We start from the raw sequence: 15,507 nt of genomic DNA on the forward strand, positions 1-15,507 counted from the left end.
GTGCAATGGCACCGCCCGGATATGTATTTCAATATGGATGAATGTTAAAAGGTTTTCCAGGTCCAGGTGATAACGTGGCCAATAACTTAGCGGCAGACGTACTGCCTGCCGCTAAAGCTGCTGCTGATTACCAACCGGGATTCTGTCCCAGGTTGGGATTCACTTGCCGGTCGTTCTCAGGTATAGGGAATAAATAGAACTTGTCATCCCAGGTGCGTGTCACATTCGTAAGCCAGGTCAGCTCACCGGAAGTACCGTTAGCCAGTTGTTGTGGATTGGGACCACTCCTGATCGTTTCCGCAACATTCACATACGTTACCCCGGGGATGGTAGTAGCTGGTCTTTCCTGGTAGAAGAGCACATCCAGTACACCATCTTCATTCAGGTCCATTGCCTGGTCTAAAGCAGGTACATAAAAGCCGTTCCATACCTGCTCCATTAACGGCCCGCGTTTCCACCGCACGATGTCATAGAAACGGAAACCTTCCAATGCCAGTTCGATCCCTCTTTCGCGGCGGATCTCCAGCAGCACAGGATCGCTGATGTCCGGGAAATAATTGGTCTTTAAATAGGGATCTGCCAACACCGGCTTCGTGCTGGTATTACCGGTGATGCCCGCCCTTCTTCTCAGGGCGCCTATCGTCTTATTCCAGTCTTCATCCGTCAGTGTGCCAAGTTCCCCTTTCGCTTCCGCGTAATTCAACAGCACCTCTGCATAGCGTATCAAAGGCAATGAATTGGTATTGCGGGAACCGCCATCCATGGATGCATCGTCCATGGTCAGTTTAATGGGCTGATAGCCGGTGTAGGTATAAGAAAACACCGGCGGAGCGGCTTGCTGTACGCCACCATTGGAACGTGTATAGCTGCCCATTCTTATTGTTTGCTGCAGGCGCATATCACGGCCTTTTACCTCTTCCGGAAATGTCATGGTCTGATAGCCGGCTTTATTTGTGAATGGCGTACCATCTATATTCAGGTAAGTATTGATGAAGGTACGGGTGAAACTGAGCCTGTCGCCATAGGTAGAACTGGTCAGGTACCAGTTGGCATCGTTATAAATAGCCAGGGTAGGATCCACCAGGTTAGCCAGGATGGTTTCAGCCGGGATGACCGCCTGGCTGTTAAACAGGTTCCTGTAAGCTTTGTCGGTACCACCGGCTGTGTTTAAAGCAAAGCCGCCTTTTGTCATTACCTGTTCTGCCGCTTCTGCAGCGGCGGTCAGCAGGGCATCTGCGGAGGCTTGCAGCTCGTATTCCGTGTGATATTTCCGGAAGGTGCCTTCAAACAAACATACCCTTGACTTAAAGGCCAGCGCCGTATATTTTGTGATCAGGCTGCGGCTGTTATCGGCGGTGGTGATATGGGCCGCTGCATAATCCAGGTCTGCCATAATGGAATCAACGATCAGGGTTCTTGGATCGCGGCCCGCATACAAACCGGGATCGTCTACATCAAATGGCCGGTTGATCCAGGGTACGTCTCCAAAGCGTTTCAGCTTCTCAAAATAGAACCAGCCACGGAAGAAGCGCGCAAGGCCGATATAGTGTTCACGGTCTGCCTGCGCAACAGCGGGATCTGTACAGTTTTGTATGAAGTAGTTGACGTTGCGCAGATCGCTCCATGACCATCCCGAGCTTTGCTGCGGACTGAAAGCCCCCGGGCGGATGAAATCAGGCACAGTGGTGCGCGCGCAATAATCGCTCATGGCATCGCCCCGTATAATAGCACTGGTGGTAGGCAGCATATTATAGAATGAATTGGTATATAATTCAAGACCGGCCTTACTGCCGAATACGGCCGCTTTACTGGCAGTGGCTTTCGGTTGCTGGTCCAGCTTCTTACAGCCAATGCTCATGCTGCCTGCCAGGAACATAAGCAGCAATGGCCTGAACAATTTTTCACTAACGATGGTCATATCAGAATGTCTTTAATTGTTAGAATGTTGCGGATACCCCGAAGGTGATTGATTTCAGTATGGGATAGTTATTGCCGTTACCCACCGATCCATTGGAAACGATCCTGTCTGAACCGCCGATACTTTCAGGATCTATATCATGGGTGTGTTTAAAGATGGGCGACCAGGTCCACAGGTTTTCGCCGGAAATAAATATCCTTGTATCGTAAAGGCTGATCTTTTTCACCAGGTTGGCGGGCAGATGATAACCCAGCTGGATATTCTTCAGGCGTACATACGCTGCGTTCTGCAGGTACTTTGTCTGGTTCTGCGCCAGTTCATTACTACCTGCAGCTTTGTATCCTGCAAACCGGGGAAAGTAGGCATCCGGGTTCTCAGGCGACCACATTTTATCTAACTGGTTCACCGTTGCTTTGTAGTAAGGAGATGCATATTGCCCCCAGAATGTACCTGTGGCGGCAATCGGGTACCAGTCGCGTTTGCCTACGCCTTGTATAAAGGCCCCGAAAAAGAAGCCTTTCCAGTCGGCATCCATGCTGAACCCATACGTATAATGCGGAAGAGAATTGCCGATGATCCGCCGGTCGCCGGGGTTGCCCACGGTATTATTACCGGCATCTATAACATGATCGCCGTTCAGGTCAGCGAATTTAATGTCGCCAGGTGCGAGTGTACCTGTGTTAGACGCTTTTACCAGGATCTGTTTGGGTGAATTGGCGATATCTTCTGCAGAAGTAAAATAACCGGCATTCTGATAGCCCCATATCTCACCAATTTGCTGGCCTACATAATAATCAGACAACCTTTTTTCCGGGTTATTGTATTTGGTGATCTCTGCATTATAATCCGCCAGTGTTGCCCTGAAACTATAATTCAACGGCGCACCGGAAACGTTGAACTTGTCGCGCCAGGAAAGCGATAATTCCCAGCCCGTTGTTTTCAGATCGGCATAGTTGCCTTTGGGCGACGCTGTTCCGAAAACGGTGGGCAGTGAGGGCCCTAAGGTGAACATGTTCAGCGTTTTCCTGGTGTACATATCACCTGAAAACGACAGCCTTCCATCCAGCATACTCAGGTCTATACCAAAGTTCTGGGTTCTGGAAGTTTCCCAGGTTAAACCATTCGGTAATACGCCCGGCGCACTGGTGGCCTGCGGACGAATACCATTCAGGATGCGTCCCAGCTGGCTGATATTGAATTGCTCCTGGAACACGTAAGAGTCGATGCTGCCATTACCCAGTGAACCGTAAGAGCCACGGAACTTCAGGTCTGTGATGATCTTCGGGGGGATATGCCAGAAAGGTTCGCCAGATACCCGCCAGCCTGCAGATACCGAAGGGAAGAAGGCATAGCGCTGATTGGAAGGGAATTTGGAAGAACCATCATAACGGCCATTGCCTTCCAGCAGGTAACGGCCCTTGTAATCGTAGTTCAGGCGATAGAATCCGCCTACCACATTCCATTTGTCCCAATCTCCTGACGTAACGATAGACTGGCCCAATGCTAAGTTGATGTTGTCCGCATCGGGATAGGCCAGGCCGTTACGCTGAACGGCTGTACTCTGAAAGGTGGATTGCTCGTAGTTGAAGCCGGCCAGCACCTTGGCATGATGGCCGCCGTTCAGTTTCGGTTCAAACTCGCCGTAAATGTTGGTGGCAATGTATTTGGTTGGTTGAATGGTCAGGGTGATATCATTGAACGCCGAGCCAACATATTCAATTACCCCCGGCTTGCGGCTATAGGGCACCGGCACCCTTTTCACATAAGTATTATTGTCGGTATTCTGGAAAGTAAAGTCGCCTTTTATCCTGAACTGATCGTCAATAAAGCGGGCTTCAAACCCGGTAGTGTTGCGGAATACTCTTTTGTCAAAATCGTAACCATTCTTGCCATATACAAAATCGCCCACCGTATAGGCAGCGGAGTAGGTCAATGTTCCATCCGGGTTATACAGCGGCGCTACCGTGTGTGCTTCTGCCGACATGTTGATCCAGATACCGCCGCCTTCGCCCACATTCAGGGGGTTATGATACTTCATGGAAGAATAGTCTGCATTGTTGTATACTTTCAGCCATGGGAACACCTGCAGTGATCCTTTAGCCCTGAAGTTGTAGATATTATAATCATCAGAATTATACCTGAAAAGGCCATCCTGCTGGTATAGCCGTCCTGTTATCAGGAAGTCGGCTTTGCCGCTGCTGCCGGAAAGAGAAAGGTTATGATCTCTTGCCTGGGTATGATCCTTGTAAAGTAATTTGTACCAGTCGGTGTTGGCATAATATACATACTCACCTGCACTGTTCACATCCACTTTAGGCAAGCTGGGATCTGCATCTCTTCGTTGTAATTCCGCCAGGTATTCTGCAGAGAACTTTACAGTCTTGTTGATATTCTGTGCGGTCTGTGAACTGCCATACCAGGCAGTGTAAGCTTCGCTGAAAAGGCGGGCAAACTGGTAGCCGTTGGTAACCAGCTCGGGCAGGGTAGTAGGACTTTTGAACGACTGGTTATAGGAATAGGTAATGCTGACCTTATCTTTTGAAGGACTTTTAGTGGTGATGAGCACCACACCAAAAGCAGCCCTGGCGCCATAGATAGCGGCAGATGATGCATCTTTCAGAACGGTCACACTGGCAACATCGTTCGGGTTGATACGGCTGGGATCACCTTCCACACCATCTATCAGCACCAGCGCATTGCCTCCCTGGCCGATGGAGGTAGTGCCACGGATGTTGTAGCTGGGTGATTGAATGGGTTTACCATCGCCGGGCACCAGGTTTAAATTAGGCAATAAACCCTGCAGACCCTGGGTAAGGTTGGGAAGCGAGCGGTTTTCCAGCGCTTTGGCAGACACCTGGTCAACAGCGCCCGTAAGGTTGATCTTCTTCTGCGTACCGTAGCCTACCACCACCACTGCGGAAAGGTCCGATGCTTCAGGGGTGAGCGTTAAAAGCGCGGGCACGCTGCCTGCAGGATACTCCTGCAGCTGGTAACCAACGAAACTGAAAACCAGCACAGTTGTTGCATCAGGAACCGTGATGGAATACTTGCCATCCGGGCCAGTCAACACGCCGTCTGTTGTTCCTTTCACCCGTATGCTTACGCCGATCAGTGGTTCGCCTCTTTCATTCTGCACCTTTCCATTCACCGTGAGGGCCACATCTTCTGAGCTGACGTTTGTCAATTCCTTTTCCCTGATCAGGATCAGCTTTCCCTGGATCTCGTAGCTTAAAGGCTGATCCTTCAAATAAGTATCCAGGACTTCGGCTATGGTGGCATTCCTGAAATTAACATCCTTAGGGGAGATGCCTTTTATCTTATTCACCGATACCAACACGTTGTATTCGGTTTGCTTCCTTAGTTCCCGGACAATTTGTTCAAAGCTTGTCTTTTTATGAACATAATTCACCCGCTGGGCAGCTACTTCTGCCCGGACCTGAAACAAGGCTGCGATGATTAAGACGACCGTTAGTTTCATAAAAACAAGGAGTTTATTCGTGCGGCCGATAGGCCCACAAAGAAAACGTGGATAAATGTTATACATTTGTACTCTTGGTTAGAATTGAAGATTTTTGTTAGCAGCAAATTTCATCTGTAGCCAGGCATCGGGCGGGGGTGTTCCACCACCTCCGCTTAATTTTTGGCAGCTGGTTAGGGATGTGATCAGTTTTTCTTCTTATTTCATAGTCTTGTGATTTTTTTAGTGGAATATATCTATACTATTTAGCTTTTGATTTTGGCAGTACTTTAATTGTCTTTCCTTCTATCTTAAACCTTACCTCGCCGGTGATCTCCAGTACCCTCAGCACTTCCGATACATTGGAGTAGCGTGTAAGTCCCCCCAGGTAAGATTCCCGCGGTTTAAATCCTTCCTGGTACTGAATATCCACATCATACCAGCGCGCAATTTTGCGCATTACACTTTCGAGCGGTTCGTTGTTAAACAAGAAATTATCATTCTTCCAGGCCAGGGCTTCTTCCACATCCACAGTAAGCACCTTTGTAGCAGGACTGCCAGGCGTATGAATGGCCTGCTGGCCGGGTTTCAGCACCAGATACTGGGTGGCTGTTTTAAGACCAATACTGCCTTCTGCAAGCGTTGTTTTAATCACAGGTTCATCATCATAGGCATTGATGTTGAATATCGTGCCCAGGTCTTCTACTACCTGGCCTTTAACGCTTACTTTAAACGGCTTATGTTCATCGTGCACTACTTCAAAATAAACCTGCCCTGTTATCTGTACACTCCGTTCATTACCATTAAATGCTACCGGGTAGCGGATAGAGGAAGCTGCGTCCAGTACAGCGATGGTGCCGTCGGCCAGTGTCAGTTCGTATTTCCCACCCCTGGGCGTTTCTACTGTATTGAAAAGATCTCCATTGGCAGCGGCTGCGGGATCATCGTTATAATGCAGCTGGCCATCTGCCCGTTTTATAATGGCAACACCGCCTTGCTTAGCCAGTAAACCATTTTTGCTTCCATTCAGCTGTACTTTCTCTCCGTTAGCAAGTGTTAAAACGGCTTTATTGCCTCCCGGTGCTACATCCTGGATGGTCTGAACAACCTGGGCTGCCTGGCTGGCCGGTTGTTGATCCGGTTTACCCTGGAATACCCAATAGGCGCCAATGGAGCAGATCAATACAACGGATGCCGCCGCTGCGATGCGTGGCCAAAGCCGTCTTTGCTTTGCTTCCGGTTGAACAATTCCCGCCTGCGAATGGATGCGGGCAAGCATCAGTTGTCTATGCTCCAGCGGCGTCAGGCCTATGTCGAAGATGATCTCGTCTGTATCTTCGCCTGCAAACCATTCGTCGAATTCGCGTTGTTCTGATACAGTAAGTGTTCCTTTCAGATACTTCCTGGCCAGGTGTTGAAGCCGCTCCCTGTTTGGAGGAATAGTCATACTGTGTTTTATTTTGGGTGCTTTTATATAGTAAGTACCCCGGATCGGCTAAAACCCGCAAAAAAAAATAAAAAAGTATTGAGAGGGGGAGGATTACAGCAGGAAGTCGCCCAGGAAACTGCCAAATGCCGTGCGAAGTTTCCGGCGAACGCGTAAAAGATGAGCGTCTACGGCTTTTTCAGAGAGGTTAAGTTCAGCCGCAATTTCTTTGTAGGACTTGTCTTCGTTCTTCAGCTGGTACACCAGGCGGCTCTTTTCCGGTAGCTGGCTGATAACCATTTCCAGCCGCTCGCGGATCTCCTCAAATTCCAGGTACTCATGTGGGGATGTTGTCAGCGGAGCGCTTTTTACTGAATCTAAATCTACCGGGCTTGCAGCAGCCTTTTTGGCAAGCGTTTTAAGTACCCTGTACTTTATAGCAATAAAGAGATAGTTGGAAAAATCACCGTTGATGTGAAGACTGTCCCGTCTTTTCCAGAGTGAAACGAAAACATCCTGCACAATGTTTTCGGCTTCCATCAGGTCGCCGGTTTTCCGGAAAGCCAGGCTCAGTACCCTGTCCCAATAGCGGTTGTAAAGCACGTCGAATGCGCTGGCATTACCGTCCTGCAGTAAGCTAAGTAATTTATGATCATCGAATGTGTGCAGCCCACTCATTGTACAAAATGGTTAAATAAAGCTATAAATAATTCTCCGAAATAAGCAATTGATTGTAGATTATATGTTAATTCCCCTGCCTGATTGAAAATGATAGCAATAAATTAAACTACTTAACATATGCATGCATCAGCTGCCAGCACGTTTTACAGAAAGTACATTGATTGCCTGAACAGCAGGAATTTAGGAGCGCTTTCGCAGTTTGTTAACAGCCAGCTCACCTACAATAAGCAGGAGATGCAATTACAGGATTATATAGACCTGCTTACCGGGAATTTCAAAGACATACCCGACCTGTTTTTTGAAATTGGGTTACTTGTCTGCGATGATAACAAAATAGCAAGCAGGCTTATTTTCAATTGTACGCCTGTTGGTGAGTTCCTGGGCATACCGGTGAATAACAGGAGGGTGGTATTTTCAGAGCATGTGTTTTATGAGTTGTCGGATGGTAAGATCAGCAAGGTATGGTCGCTGATAGATAAAGACGCGATACGGGATCAGCTGATGTGACAAACCCACCCTTAATTGCCGCGCCCGCCTCTTACTTGCCCCGCCGCCCGAAAGCCACGCCCGTCATTTGCTCACACAAGGCAAGGAATTGATCCTGCACGGCGGTATCCCTGGCTGCAGGCAGATATTGCGCTTTTCTTTTGTGGTAAAAATATTCACCGCTTACCCTGGCCGCAGGATCATCGCTCACAGCCAGCCATACCTGCGTTTCAAATCCTTCTTCCAGGCTGTCGGGAGCGCCGGCGCCGCCCATTTTCGTAGGCACCCAACCGGGATTCACGGCATTGGCATAAACGTCCTCCCACAATCGTGCTACGGCCATTGCCAGGATCACATCGTGGAGCTTTGTATCAGCGTAAGACACATACTTATTTCCGGGGAGGATATTATTTACGTCCGGGTTGCCCTGTAGATGCATGCCGGAACTTAGGTAGATCAGGCGTTTGGGCGGGTGCATTAAACTGGTAAGGATATACGGCGCCAGGCTGTTTACCGCCAGTAGAACCGGCAGGCCGTCTGTGGTGGTACTGTTCCGCGGCACGCGGTAGGCGCCCGCGTTGTGGATCACCGCATCAAAAGTGCCTGTGGCGTTCGCTTGCTCCGCCAGTTGTTTGGTGGCTGCAATTCCAGACAGGTCTGCTGTGAGCACAGCTGCCGCGCCCGGTACTTTTTCCATGGCCTGCTGCCCCCTGGCTTCATCGCGGGCATGGAGCACCACCTGGTGGCCCAGGGCTACCAGCGATTTGGCCGCTTCCAGGCCCAATCCATCAGCCGATCCCGTTATAAATATCCTTGCCATAATAGTGCTAAGCTACTACTTTAAATAATGTTATGACTCCGTCAAAAACTTTTCCGTGTATACCTTCCAGTAGGCCGGCGCCTGTTGTTTAATACGTTCACGGCACTTTTTTCGAAATTCACCCGGAATTTTATCACATTTGCCGAATTTCCTATTGCCGGAAATTTTTAATAATTATCTTGCGCCGAATTGTGTGGGAACCATCACATCCTTTCGAACCATCTTCCGCAGAAAAGCCTTCCCTCAATCTAGTAATATTTTAACCATCATATCCGATGAAAGAGCCTGGTATTATTGTTATTACCGGATACTCAATCATAAAATATGATCAAATTCTACCTGCGATTACTGTTGCTGTTGATGATAGGGGCACAGACAGTATCGGCTCAAAAAGTGCTGGATCCGAATGATCCGGTAGTAGATTACAATGCAGCCAAACCTCCTGTGGAACCAGCCTGGGGATCCATCGGCAAGTGGGTAAGAACACCGCGGATGTCGTGGACGGCCACCTCTTACAAGTGTTATATCTATAAGGGGATGCAGTTCCGCCTTAAGTACCCGAAGAACTTTAATGCAGCGGATACTTCCAAAAAGTATCCCATCATCGTTTTCTTTCATGGGGTAGGCGAGAAGGGCACCGTGTATGATAATGAGTATCAGCTTTACCACGGGGGAAAAGAATATATGAACGCCGTGGATGCAGGTACTTTTGACGGCTTCATCTTTTATCCGCAGAACCAGTTCGGCTATTTTGGACCCACCCATTATGACTACGCGTACGAACTGATCAACAACTTCTTTGTTCCGCAGTTGAACGTAGATCCGTTCAGGGTAACCGTAGCCGGTTTGTCCGGCGGCGGACAAGCCGTGTGGGATTTTATTTTCCGGTATCCCAAACTGGCGGCGGCGGCTACACCTATCAGCGCTGCCAATTCTTCTTATATCGGTTATCTCCCGACTTATAAATTCACGCCCCTGTGGCATTTCCAGGGTGGGGTAGATCCTAACCCTCCCCCGGCCGCTGCGCAGGCTATTGCAGATGCAGCCGCTGCGGCAGGCGCCAATTACAAGCTCATAATTTATGCAGGCGCAGGGCACGGTGTGTGGGATAAAGCCTGGAAAGAGAAAGACTATTTCCCTTTCATGAACCGCGCACATAAAGCCAACCCCTGGCCTTTGTACGGCAGAACGGAATTCTGCCCGGGAGATCCTATCTCTGATACATTAGGGCTGACCGCCGGTTTTGACGCCTATGAATGGCGTAAGGATGGCGTAGTGATACCTGGCGCCAACCGCAACACCCTGGTGGTGAACAGCGTGGGTACCTACGACGCCCGTGTAAGGAACGGCAACCGCTGGTCTGCATGGTCGCCCATCCCCGTAGTGATCGGCATCAAACCGCCTACCCAAACGCCGGATATACAGATCTCCGGTATGATGAGCAACGTGCTTCCTACGCCCGAAGGCAAAGACAGTGTGGTGCTGCAGCTCCCCACCGGCTATACCAGCTATGTGTGGATGCTCTCCGGCGGCACCGATACATTGGGCCGTTCCAATACCTTTACCGCACGCACACCGGGTAATTATGTTGCCAAGGTAGCGGAACAATATACCTGCTCCAGCATCTTCTCCAATCCTTTCCCGGTGATCAATGCCGCGGGTATCAATGTGCCCGATGCTGCGGGCGGATTGATCGCCACCGCTGCTTCCAAAACGCAGATCAAACTGAACTGGACCGATAATCCAAGTCCTGCATACAATGAAACGCAGTTCGAGATCTATCGCGCTACTACCGCCGGCGGACCTTACACACTGGCAGGTAAGGTAAATGCCAATGTGGTTACCTATACTGATGGCAGCTTAAGCGTGAACACCCGCTATTATTATATTGTACGCGCGGTGAACGCCAGTGGCGCCTCCCCGGTAAGCAACGAAGCCAGCGCTACCACACTGGCAGACGTTACGCCGCCCACCGCGCCCGGCAACCTGAAAGTAACGGGCAGCACTTCCAACGCCATCTATCTTTCCTGGACCAACTCAACAGATGATGTGGGGGTAGACCGGTATGATATTTACCTGAATGGTAAGAAAACATATACCGTACCCTTCACCTCCGGTACCAGCACCTATACGTTCATGGCCTATGGGCTGACCAACCGCCAGCTGTATAACATTGTAGTGAAAGCCAGGGATGCCAGCGGCAACGAATCTCCCGCCAGCAACCAGGTGTCCAGGGCGGCGATTGCCGACGGACTGTTTTACAGGTATTATAACGGCAGCTGGACCAACCTGCCTGACTACAAGAGTTTAACACCCACCAAATCGGGTATCAGCGCCAATGTGGATGTAAGTCCCAGAACGCAGTCAGACAACTACGGCTTCCTCTGGGAAGGTTATATCAACATCCCGGTATCCGGCACCTATACGTTTGAAACCTATTCTGATGACGGCAGCAAGCTGTATATCGATCAGCCGTATGATTTCAACGCTACTCCGCTGGTGAGCAACGATGGTACGCATTCTGCCACTTCCAAGAGCGCTTCCGTATATCTTGATGCGGGTCCGCACCAGATTGCGCTCGCTTATTTTGAGCGCACCGGCTCCGGAGAAACCATGCAGTTGTTCTGGAAAGGCCCCAACATCAACCGTCAGCAGATCCCTGCCGCCTATTTCAAGGATTCGATCCCCATGGGCGCTGCGCCCGACACCCCCGCAGTGGTAAAGGTTACACCGGTAGCCCACAACAAGCTGACGATCTCCTGGACAGATAACCTGGACAATGAAACCGGTTTCGAAGTATACAGGAGCACCAGCGCTACAGGCACTTACGGTATCATTGCCACCACAGGGGCTAACGTTACCAGCTATACGGATACTACCGTAACGGCTAATAAGAGTTACTTCTACCTGCTGAAGGCCATCAACAACTACGGTACTTCGGGCGCTACCGCGTATGCAACCGGTAAAACACTGGCCTTACCTGCCAAACCGACCGCGCCCAGCACGCTTACTGCTACGGCTGCAGCCGGTAACCGGATCAACCTGCAGTGGAAGGATAACTCCACCAACGAAGATGCATTTGACGTATACCGCTCCGCCAATACCAACGCCAATTATGTGTTAATCGCCACGCTGCCTTCCAACGGCACCACGCAGGCTACCTATGTAGACTCTGCGCTGTTTGCGAATGCCAAATATTACTATAAGGTAACGGCCAGGAACGATGGCGGCGGCAATACCTCTAACCAGGTTACGGCCACCACGCTTAACAACAAACCGGTGCTGGAGGCTTTGCCCGGCAAATCCATGCGCTATGGTACACAACTGAGCTATAACATCAGCGCTGCTGACCCGGATGGAGAAACACTGACGATCACGGGTATCAACCTCCCCGCCTTTGCCACATTGACTGACAACGGCGATGGTACGGCGCTGCTGAATTTTGCGCCGCAAAGCAACCACGTGGGCGTATGGAATAACATCCAGGTAAAGGTGACCGACCAGCATAACGGCAGCGCTACACAATCCTTTACGCTGACGGTAAATGATAACTTCGTGCCCGCTTTAAGCGCTGTTACGAACGTGACGCTTACAGAAAAAGCAACGGCACAGATCAACCTGTCGTCTGCAGATAATAATGCCACCGATACCACGATCTGGACCCTGAGCGGCTTACCGCCCTTTGCTACGTTTGTGCCAAACGGTAATACTGCACAGATCCGGCTGGCGCCCGGTTATGCGGATGCTGGTACTTATCCCGTAACAGTGACGGTAGATGATGGAAGAGGCGGTACCGACACAAAGAAATTCACCATTAACGTTACGGATGTAAATCCCAACTACGCGCTCTACGTAAACTTCACGGATGGCGCCTACCAGGCCGCTGCGCCCTGGAACAATACCAATGCAAAACCAGCCCTGAACGATGTATATCCCAACCTGAAGGACAGCGACGGAAAAACCTCCGGTATTACGCTGCAGGTGCTCACGCCATGGGAAGCCATTAACGGCGGTGTGAATACGAACAACCAGGGCAAAAACACCTGGACAAACAGTGGTTTATACCCGGACAATGTAATGGCCAGCAACTGGTGGACCACCACCGTTAAGCAGACTTTCCGGCTTACGGGCTTAAACCCGCAATTTAAATACAGCTTTACATTCTTTGGCAGCCGCGATGGTATCAGCGATAACCGTATCGCCACTTATACCATCAACGGTACCAGTGCAACATTGAATGCTACCAATAACGGTACGCAAACGGCTGCTATCAATAATATGCGCCCTGATTCCGCAGGCGGTATATCGGTAGACCTGGTGGCTGCACCCAACTCACAGTACGCTTATATCAACGCCATGGTGGTGAGCGCCGTCTTTGACGACAGCACGGCTCCCGCCAGGCCCGGGCATTTTGCCGCACGCGATATCCCGGCAGGCGTAAGGCTTAGCTGGACAGACCAGGCCTATAATGAAACGGCTTATGAGCTGTACCGCTCCACGGCACGCAACGGTGTGTATACCCTGCTGAGTCCTGCGCTCAAAGCCAACGATACCGCCTATACGGATCTTACGGCCACCAGCGGCCAAACCTGGTATTATGCCGCCAGGGCGGTGAACGAGTATGGAGTATCGCCCTTTACGGATACCATTGCCATTGACATCCCCAACAAGCCGCCGGTACTGAATGCCATTGCCGATGTGGTGATCAAAACAGATACCAGCCTGCAGATCAGCATTACGGCTAGGGATGCAGCGGAAGACGTGATTACCCTGTCTGCGCTCAGCCTGCCCGGCTTTGCCAGCTTCCAGGATAATGGCAACGGTCACGGCGTCATTACACTGTCGCCTGCTGCCGGTGATATCGGTAAGTATACCCTCGCAATAAAAGCGGCAGACAGCAAAGGCGATACCAGCACCCTGCGTTTCAACCTGCAGGTAACGGATAAGAAGAGCACTTCCATTTACGTGAACTGTAACCAGGTAGAACCGGCGGGCGCGCCCTGGAATAACTTTAACACGCTGCCCAATGCCAACAACGCACTCACTAACCTGAAAGACGAAACAGGCGCTGCCAGCGGTATCAGCATCACCATCCTCGACACCTTCACCGGCGCCAATAACGTGGGCACCAGTACGGGTAATAATTCCGGCGTGTACCCGGATGCCGTGATGCATACTTTCTTCTTTGACCAGAGCAACAGCGACAGGCGCGTCCGGATCAGCGGACTGCCGGCCGGCCGTAAATTCAACCTGGTGTTCTTTGGCGCACGCGAAGCGGTAGCTGATAACCGGAATACCATTTACAGCGCAGGCGGACAAACCGTTACGCTCAATGCCGCCAGCAATACCAGCAATACGGTGCAGCTCAACGGACTGAACGCCGACAGCGAAGGTGGCATCACCTTCACCATCAGGCAGGCATCCGGTTCTGTGGCGGCTTACCTCAACGCACTGGTGATCCAGTCTTATGTGCCGGACAGTATTCCTTTAACGCCGGATAACCTTACTGCAACGGCGCAAAGCAGGTCTGCCATCCAGCTCACCTGGTCTGATAAGGCCAGCAATGAAACCGGCTACGAGGTATGGCGTGCTGCTGCCGCCAACGGCGCTTACAGCCTGATCGCAACCACCGCCGCTAACGTGGCCGCTTATAAAGACAGCAGCCTGAGCGCAAATACCACTTATTACTATAAGGTAAGGGCAGTAGCAGGTACATTTACCTCCGCCTATAGCAACGTCGCCTCCGGCGCCACCCTTGCCTACGGCGTATATGTGAACTTTACCGTGACCAATATTGCCGGCGCACCCTGGAACAATACCGCCGCCCTGCCTGCGCAGGGACAGGTATGGAAGAGCCTCTGGGATGACGGCGGCAACAGCACCGGTATATCCCTCACGCTGGTGGATAATTTTACGGGCACCAACCCCGCCGGCGCACAAACAGGCAACGACAGCGGCGCATATCCCGATAAGGCCCTCGCAGAATCTTATTATACAGAGCCGGGAGATACGGCCGTAATGAAGTTCAGCGGGCTGGATCAGGGCAAGCAGTACTCCTTCACCTTCCTGGGCAGCCGCGCCAGCGGGGGTACCAGGGTAACCGCTTACGCCATCGGCGATAAGGTGGTAACACTGGATGCCAATGACAATACCCAGAACACGGTAAGCATTGATAAGGTAACGGCGGATAAGAACGGCGAGATCATTATCACCGTTTACACGGCGGTGAACTATGGCTACCTGAACGCCCTGGTGATGAAGGCTTATCCCCTGGAAGACAGCACCCAGGTACAAAGCCTGCCGGTGAACACCCCGGTGATGGCTGCACGCACCACTAACCGCAGCGTAGTGGTGGTGGGCGCTGTAAACAACACCCCGCCGGTGGTTACCAACACGAATACGAATAATTTCGATATAGCAACAGTGAACGTATATCCGAACCCGTTTGAGCAGTTTATCAACCTGAACCTGAGCATTCACCAGCAACAGGCGGTACGGGTAATGGTAAGACTGCTCGATGGTAGCGGACGGCTGGTGCTGATGAAAGACCTGGGTACCCGGAACAGCGGGGTATACCAGGAAAGACTGGAACTGAGCGGCAACCCCCTGCTTAGCGGGCTATACCTCCTGCAGGTATTGGCGGATAACAAGCCGGTAAAAACCATCAAGCTGATAAAACAATAGTAAGTATTCACCTTTTGTACCAATACAAAGAGGCT

At 50.9% G+C, this 15,507-nt stretch carries 7 protein-coding genes; 2 read left to right on the forward strand and 5 right to left on the reverse strand.

Annotation, left to right across the window (positions count from 1 at the left end; translation table 11 throughout):
* Window positions 1-127: 127 nt before the first annotated feature.
* The 4 genes from Q0577_RS07255 to Q0577_RS07270 form a co-directional block, all read right to left on the reverse strand.
* A complete protein-coding gene (locus tag Q0577_RS07255; RefSeq protein WP_298734206.1) occupies window positions 128-1,918 on the reverse strand; it encodes a RagB/SusD family nutrient uptake outer membrane protein in 1,791 nt (596 codons plus the stop codon).
* 19 nt (window positions 1,919-1,937) lie between these two features.
* Complete coding sequence (locus Q0577_RS07260) at window positions 1,938-5,396, reverse strand: TonB-dependent receptor (protein WP_298734208.1); 3,459 nt, start codon at window positions 5,394-5,396, stop codon at window positions 1,938-1,940.
* 241 nt (window positions 5,397-5,637) lie between these two features.
* Window positions 5,638-6,822, reverse strand: a complete 1,185-nt coding sequence (locus Q0577_RS07265) for a FecR family protein (protein WP_298734210.1) — start codon at window positions 6,820-6,822, stop codon at window positions 5,638-5,640.
* A gap of 93 nt (window positions 6,823-6,915) precedes the next feature.
* Window positions 6,916-7,479 (reverse strand): sigma-70 family RNA polymerase sigma factor, encoded by a 564-nt coding sequence (locus Q0577_RS07270; RefSeq protein ID WP_298734213.1) that lies wholly within the window; start codon window positions 7,477-7,479, stop codon window positions 6,916-6,918.
* Window positions 7,480-7,599: 120 nt separating this feature from the next.
* Here Q0577_RS07270 and Q0577_RS07275 point away from each other — a divergent pair, with 120 nt between their 5' ends.
* On the forward strand, window positions 7,600-7,989 hold the full coding sequence (locus Q0577_RS07275; RefSeq protein ID WP_298734216.1) for an ester cyclase: 390 nt from the start codon (window positions 7,600-7,602) through the stop codon (window positions 7,987-7,989).
* A 31-nt stretch (window positions 7,990-8,020) separates the two neighbouring features.
* Here Q0577_RS07275 and Q0577_RS07280 read toward each other — a convergent pair whose 3' ends face one another.
* The gene (locus Q0577_RS07280) at window positions 8,021-8,788 is read right to left on the reverse strand and encodes an SDR family NAD(P)-dependent oxidoreductase (RefSeq protein ID WP_298734218.1); all 768 of its coding nucleotides are present in this window, start codon (window positions 8,786-8,788) and stop codon (window positions 8,021-8,023) included.
* 324 nt (window positions 8,789-9,112) lie between these two features.
* Here Q0577_RS07280 and Q0577_RS07285 point away from each other — a divergent pair, with 324 nt between their 5' ends.
* Complete coding sequence (locus Q0577_RS07285; RefSeq protein WP_298734220.1) at window positions 9,113-15,472, forward strand: fibronectin type III domain-containing protein; 6,360 nt, start codon at window positions 9,113-9,115, stop codon at window positions 15,470-15,472.
* Window positions 15,473-15,507 lie beyond the last annotated feature (35 nt).

This window comes from uncultured Chitinophaga sp., from assembly GCF_937898475.1.
Lineage (GTDB): Bacteria > Bacteroidota > Bacteroidia > Chitinophagales > Chitinophagaceae > Chitinophaga.

Bases quoted from the DNA above. Each gene is read 5' to 3' on its own strand.
- Q0577_RS07255 (WP_298734206.1), bottom strand. From the start codon at position 1,918: ATGACCATCGTTAGTGAAAAATTGTTCAGGCCATTGCTGCTTATGTTC.
- Q0577_RS07260 (WP_298734208.1), bottom strand. From the start codon at position 5,396: ATGAAACTAACGGTCGTCTTAATCATCGCAGCCTTGTTTCAGGTCCGG.
- Q0577_RS07265 (WP_298734210.1), bottom strand. From the start codon at position 6,822: ATGACTATTCCTCCAAACAGGGAGCGGCTTCAACACCTGGCCAGGAAG.
- Q0577_RS07270 (WP_298734213.1), bottom strand. From the start codon at position 7,479: ATGAGTGGGCTGCACACATTCGATGATCATAAATTACTTAGCTTACTG.
- Q0577_RS07275 (WP_298734216.1), top strand. From the start codon at position 7,600: ATGCATGCATCAGCTGCCAGCACGTTTTACAGAAAGTACATTGATTGC.
- Q0577_RS07280 (WP_298734218.1), bottom strand. From the start codon at position 8,788: ATGGCAAGGATATTTATAACGGGATCGGCTGATGGATTGGGCCTGGAA.
- Q0577_RS07285 (WP_298734220.1), top strand. From the start codon at position 9,113: ATGATCAAATTCTACCTGCGATTACTGTTGCTGTTGATGATAGGGGCA.